Raw genomic sequence first — 6,660 nt, forward strand, 5'->3', positions numbered from 1 at the left:
CTTTTCAGGAGGCAGGCCAGATCTGGAATGAGGGTTTCGCGCCCCTACTCTGGATCGTGTCGCCGGATCGCATCGATCTCTATAACGGCTTCGGTCGCCCCCGGCCGGAGGCCGATCCGGCCCAGAACCGTCTCGCAACCTTCCTTACGATCGCATCCGGACTGAAGGAACTCGATGCGCTCGCTGGCCGCTTCGCCATGGAGACCGGGCAGTTCTGGACCAAAACGAAGCAGGTGGATCGCAAGACCGCGGTCGATCAACAACTGCTGGCGGATCTAGCCGTCCTCGAACGTGACCTAGTGTCGGCGAACCTCGTCCGCGACGAGGCCCAGGCGCTGATCGGCCGGGCAATCTTCACCCAGTATCTGCTTGATCGCGACATCATCACCGCAGACCGGATGAACAGTCTTTGCGGCACGATGCGTCTGTCGGCCGCGCTGCGCGACCGGCAGGCTACCAGCCGACTGTTCCAGTGGCTGTCCAAGACCTTCAACGGCGACATGTTCCCGCCGTACTCGGCGGCCCCGCCGGCGCCAGAGCATCTTTCCCGAGTCGCGAACTTTCTGGACGCCGTCGATCCGATCAGCGGACAGACCACCTTCTTCCCGTATCAGTTCGACGTCATCCCGGTAGAGTTGATCAGTTCGATTTACGAACAGTTCGCCCACTCGGGCGCTGCGCCCGTCGCCGGACGCGCGCGGTCGACGGAAGCCACCCGAGCAGGTGTCTACTATACCCGCCTGCCAGTGGTCTCCTTGATCCTTGACGAGGTGATGGACGGCCTCGACGGCGAGCAGACCGTGCTCGACCTGACGTGTGGATCGGGCGTGTTTCTTGTCGAGGCATTTCGGCGGTTGACTCATTTGAAGCGCCTGAAGACGCCAGCCACGCGTGCGGTCATCCGTAAGGCGCTCTATACTCAGATTTACGGGGTCGACATCAGCGAAGCTGCGATCCGGGTCGCCGCTTTCAGCCTATATCTAGCCGCGCTAGAACTTGATCCCGATCCGCAGCCTCCAGAAGGACTGACGTTCGAGCCCCTGATCGGCCGAACGCTATTCGTTGGCGACGCTAGGGCCATTGAGAAGACAGACGCAGGGGCCGAACATCTCATCGAAGATGACGGCCTGAAGTCGTTCGACGTCATCGTCGGCAACCCGCCTTGGAGCTTCAAGGGTAAAGCTGGCACGGCCGATCGCCGCAAGGGCAGCGGAACCCTTCCCGCTCAACCGCGCGGCGTTGGCCTCGACTTCCTTATGCGGGCCGCCGAATTCGCGAATGCACAGACGCGCTTCGGCATGGTTCTCAGCGCCACACCGTTTTTCAGCGCCAGCAAGACAGGCGGCGCGGCGGCACGCCACGTGGTCCGGGAGCTAGGCCCCGTGACCCTCGTCAATCTGTCGAACCTGCGATCTTGGCTGTTCGAAGGCGCGGCGATGCCGGCTATGGTCCTTTTCGCCCGGCATCGGCCCCAGCCCACCGAGACCCTGACCATCGTTCAGGTCCCATGGTCGCCCGCTGGTCCGCGTTCCCATACTTTTGAAATCGCACCCAGCGACATCGTCCGTCTTTCGTTGGACGACTGGGAGGCGAGACCCACCCGCCTCAAGACGGCCGCTTTCGGGCGACGTAGGGACCTGCGCCTCGTGGACGAGCTTACCGACGCTCATCGGGCGCTCGGCGAGCGGCTGAGGGATCTGGGGACCGTGATCGGGGACGGCTTGATTCTGGGCAACCGCAGCGGTGATGCGAGCGCGCTCGTGTCGCTCGAGTATCTGCAGAAGGACGACTTGTCGCCGTTCCAAGTGCCGGAGCGGCTTCCTGCATTCGGGCTGACAAACGCCGAGCGGCCCCGGGATCGGGCGCTGTATACGGCACCACTGCTGCTGGTGAAGGAGTTTCTGCCCGGAGGGCCAAGGCCGTTGACCGCGGTCGCCGATCGCGACCTCGTCTTCGCCGAAGCCTTCTTTGGCGCACCCTTCCCCGCGTCCCATCGCGAAGCAGCCCATATCCTCGCCGGAGTCTTGGGCTCAGCCTTGGCGGCTTGGTTCTTCCTCATGACCGCCGGAGAGTTCGGCCTCTACAAACGGCGTCTCTTCCGACAGGACGTGGCGCTGCTGCCCACACCGGATCTCAACCTGATCGCGGGTTCAGATGCCGGTCGAAAGATCTATGCGCTTGAGCAGCAATTCCGAACTCGGGCTCCGAACGCAGAAGATTGGATCGCGCTCGACGAGGCTGTCTTCGACCTCTACGGCCTCGATGCCGATGACCGGATAGTGGTGAGAGACGGGCTCCTCAAGGCCGGATGGCAATGGAATGCGGGGCTTTCCGACTCCATGATACCGGCGGAAGCGAGCGAGGGTGTCGCGGCCTATGCCCGGACCTTCTCGGCGGTGCTGGACCGGTGGCTTTCGGCTCGTCGCCAGCGAAGCGTCCGGGCAGAGGTGTTCGACCTGCGTGGCACTGAGGCCATGAGGATCGTCCGGTTCGTCTCGGAGGATGGCGCCAAGGTCCCGGAGATCGAGATCGTTTCGCCTGACGGAAGTCTCGCAGCCGTCTTCGGACGGCTCGAGGACCGAATGAAGGTGCCTCTCACCAGCGCACTCACCGGTCAGCGCGAACTGCGGGTCCATGGTCGCAACGAGGTCGTGATCATCAAGCCTGCGGCTCGTCGCCACTGGCTGGAGAGCGTGGCGCTTGAGGACGCAGACGCGGTGATCGCCGAGAGCTTTGCGGGGCGCCGACATTGAGGATCCCCCATGAGTCCCAAGGCGTGGTCGGGCGCGAATATATCGCCCTAGCCGATGAGGTGGTCGCCGCGATTCTGGTAACGGTGCGGGAGGGCTGGGCTTTGGCGGCCATAGATGGGAAGACGGCCTTAGAGGGCGAGGTCGTCATGACCGAGCGGCTGCGAGACGGAATGCGCCAGGCTCTGACGTCCGGAATGCTGGCGTGGGGAAAGTCCTTCATCGTGGCGCTCGGCATGGAGTCGCGCTCTACCCCCGATGTCAAGACACCCGACGGTCGAACAGACATTCCCCTGTATGTCGTAGAAGTTTTCCTACGCCACGCTGAGCACGATCCTCACGCGATCATCGAATGCAAGCGCCTGGATGGAAGCGACACCTACCTTTGCCGCGAGTATGTGGTCGAAGGCGTTGATCGGTTCCGTTCGGGCAAATACGCGGAAAACCATGCCTCCGGCTTCATGGCGGGGTATCTGCTCGGCGGCGATGCGCTGTCGGCAGCGGCGGGCGTAAACGCGTATTTGGGGCGCGTGAAGCGGGCCGACGAACAGATCGTGCTTTCTCCAGTCGTCGAACATCCGGCATTCTGGCGATCCGAACATGCCAGAACGGTTGAGCGACCAGCCATCGCGATCCACCACGCTTTGCTCGGGCTGACCGCCGGATCCTAAGTCGTAGTCTTGGCTATCGCCAATCGATGGCGATTTTATCAGAAGTTTTGTCCCAAGCGCGATTTATACTGATCCATGAAGTATAGGTGGCGAGATCATGGACGGTGGCGGCGGCTGATCAAGGGAAACTTGACGCGATGAGCCGCCGATAAGGGGAGGCGGAAACATGTTTATTGAGCGGCTCAGTCTGACGAATTTCCGCTGCTTCGGACCTGAAGCGACAAGCGTCGACCTCACCTCCGGCCTCACTACGTTTGTCGGCGTCAATGGTGCGGGGAAGACGGCCCTGATGCAGGCCCTGCAACGCCTCTTCGGCGTGACCGGCGATCAGCGACGCCTACGGCGCCAAGATTTCCATGTCCCTTCCGCCGAGCTTGTCGCGCCGCTCCAGCGAAACTTCGTCCTAGAGGCAATCATTGCATTTCCGGAACTGGACGCCGACGGTGCCGGCGGCGCGGCAATTCCGGAATTCTTCCACCAGATGGCCGCTGACGAGGCGGGCAAGCTGAAATGCCGCCTGCGTCTCGAAGCGACCTGGACCGATGACGGTTCGCTCGATGGTGCGATTGAACAGAAATACTTGGCGGTCCGGACTTTCGGGGCGTTCACCGACGCTGATTGCACCGAGCTGAAGGCCGCCGACCGGGCGCGGATCCAAATGATCTACGTGCCGGCGACGCGGGACGGTGCCTCCCAGGTGACGGCCTTTCTGCGCGGCAGGCTGTGGCGCGCCATCAACTGGTCGCAGGGTGTCCGCGACACGTTCACAAACGCCGGCGCCGCCTTGAACGGCGCTTTCGCCGGGGAGCCGGCCGTCGATGTGATTGCCGCAGCGGTGACGCGGCGGTGGCAGGAAGTTTACACAGCCGGGACCGACACGACGCCGGTCTTCCGCCCGCTCGATCTGCGTTTTGAGCATTTCATCCGCAAGGTAGAGGTGGTCTTCCGCCCCGATGAGGTCGGCCGGGAGCGAGCCCTCGATGACCTGAGCGACGGCCAGAGGTCGCTCTTCCATTTGGCGATGACCGCGGCGACACTGGACGTTGAAGCCGGGATCGTCGCCGATCCTGCTGGGGCCGGTTTCCAGGCCGGCGGCGTACCGTTACCGGCGCTCACGCTCATCGCGATCGAAGAGCCCGAGAACAATCTCGCTCCCTTCTATCTCTCCCGCATCGTCCGGCAGATACAGGACCTGACGAAGTCGCCGCAGGCGCAGGCCGTTGTCTCCAGCCATTCCCCAAGCATCCTCGCCCGGGTGGATCCGACGCAGGTCCGGCACTTCCGGCTCGATCCGCACGATCGGACGGCCCGCATCCGCCCGATCAACCTCCCCGTCGGCGAGGAAGAGGCATCGAAATTCATTCGCGAGGCCGTGCGGACCTATCCCGAACTCTATTTCGCGCGCTTCGTCGTGCTGGGAGAAGGTGCGTCCGAGGAGGTCGTTCTTCCCCGTTTCGCCGAGTCGATGGGGCTAGACATCGATCGATCCTTTGTCGCGGTCGTTCCGCTGGGCGGTCGGCATGTGAACCACCTCTGGCGACTGCTGACCGATCTCGACATCCCCTACGCCACCTTGCTAGATCTCGACTGGGGTCGTTCTGGGGGTGGGTGGGGACGTATCAAAACGGCCTGCACGCAACTGCTCGCAAACAACGTCACGCCACAGGCCATCTTCGGACAGCATCTTAACCCCCAAGGGCCAGCCGCCAATCTGGCGGCTTTCGATGCTCTGCCGATCGAGGACACTGCGAATATCACAAACTGGATGAATTGGCTGCGCCAGTTCAATGTCTTCTTCTGCACGCCCCTCGACCTCGACTACTCGATGCTGAAGGCTCTCCCGCTCGCCTATCAGATCGTCGAACCCGGCCGCCAGGGGCCTTCGCCTGCAGGGGAGCCACGCACGGCGGTTCTCGGCGACGACGGCCTGCCTCACCTGTACGCTGCCGACCAGGACGGTTTGATGCGCTGGTATCGGTATCTGTTCCTGGGGCGCGGCAAGCCCAGCACCCACGTTCGGGTGTTGAGTGCACAAGACCCGGCTGCCCTCGCAGCCGCCGCTCCCGAAGAACTGCGCGCACTCCTGACCTCAATTGTCGCTCGTCTCACCCCGCCGCCGCCCGCGGGTGCCTGACCATGCGCCTTATTCGGCCAGAGGACTGGCGCCCACGCGGCATTAACGATCTCGAACCGGCGGCGTGGAATGCCCTGCGCCACGCCGGCTCGGCGTGCGTGGTCGCTGGCCCCGGCGCCGGCAAGACTGAGTTTCTAGCCCAACGCGCCGACTATCTGCTTGAGACGGGCCTATGCCGAGCGCCGCACCGCGTGCTGGCGATTTCGTTCAAAACAGATGCAGCCAACAATCTCGCGTCGCGCGTCCGCCAGCGGTGCCCACCAGAGTTCGCCAACCGGTTCGTGTCGGTCACCTTCGACGCCTTTACCAAGAGCCTAGTCGATCGCTTTCTCAACGCCATCCCCGCCGACTGGCGCCCGACCCGGCCCTACGAAATCTCCTTCCCAAAGCGCAAGGCGATAGAAGGCTTCCTCACTCTCGCCCGGCTCAGTGCGCCGCCGGAATGGCAGGCGGAAATCGCCGGCTACAGCGCGAGCGACTTTGAACCCAAGATCGTCGGCAGCTATCGCCTGCCCATGGGACCTATCGCGCCCCAGAACGCCGCCGAGTTCGCCATCGCCCGCTGGTGGGCAACGCAACTACGGCCAGGCCAGCCCTCTGCACTTACCTTCGTCGGCATCAACCGGCTCGAGGAGCTGCTGCTCCGGGCCAATCCCCACATCCGTCGGGCGCTTGTCGCCACCTATCCCTTCGTTTTCGTCGATGAATTCCAGGACACAACTTACGCGCAATACGACTTCCTGCTGTCGGCCTTCTTTGGCGGACAGACCGTCATCACCGGCGTCGGTGACGACAAGCAGCGGATCATGGTCTTCGCTGGCGCGCGCCAGGACGCCTTTCAGCGGCTGCAGGCCGATTTCGGGGGAGCCCGCTTCCCCCTCCTCTTTAACTTTCGTTCCTCGCCCGACTTGGTCGCTATCCAGCACGTCGTCGCGCGCGCTCTGGATCCGAACACCGTCCCAACGGTCGCTCAGACAGCGCGCCAAGTCGATGGCGACGTGGCTCAGGTCTGGTCCAGCCAGACCAAGGCGGCGGAAGCCACCCACCTGGCGCAATGGATCGCCAACGACATGGCCACCCGCGCCTGGCCTGCCTCCTGAAAAGT

4 protein-coding genes are annotated in these 6,660 nt (G+C 63.4%); all 4 read left to right on the plus strand.

Annotation, left to right across the window (positions count from 1 at the left end):
- Positions 1 to 2,753, plus strand: a 2,753-nt coding sequence (locus tag MFF01_RS16025) for an HsdM family class I SAM-dependent methyltransferase (protein WP_238226993.1), incomplete at its 5' end; no start/stop codon positions are given.
- A 23-nt stretch (positions 2,754 to 2,776) separates the two neighbouring features.
- On the plus strand, positions 2,777 to 3,421 hold the full coding sequence (locus MFF01_RS16030) for a hypothetical protein (RefSeq protein WP_238226995.1): 645 nt from the start codon (positions 2,777 to 2,779) through the stop codon (positions 3,419 to 3,421).
- A 166-nt stretch (positions 3,422 to 3,587) separates the two neighbouring features.
- Entirely contained in the window at positions 3,588 to 5,555 is a 1,968-nt protein-coding gene (locus tag MFF01_RS16035; RefSeq protein WP_238226997.1) for an ATP-dependent nuclease, read from the plus strand.
- Between the two features lie 2 nt (positions 5,556 to 5,557).
- Entirely contained in the window at positions 5,558 to 6,655 is a 1,098-nt protein-coding gene (locus MFF01_RS16040; protein ID WP_238226999.1) for a UvrD-helicase domain-containing protein, read from the plus strand.
- The last annotated feature ends 5 nt before the right edge of the window (positions 6,656 to 6,660 follow it).

Origin of the sequence: Methylobacterium adhaesivum, assembly GCF_022179065.1 — a bacterium.
GTDB classification, from domain to species: Bacteria; Pseudomonadota; Alphaproteobacteria; order Rhizobiales; family Beijerinckiaceae; genus Methylobacterium; species Methylobacterium adhaesivum.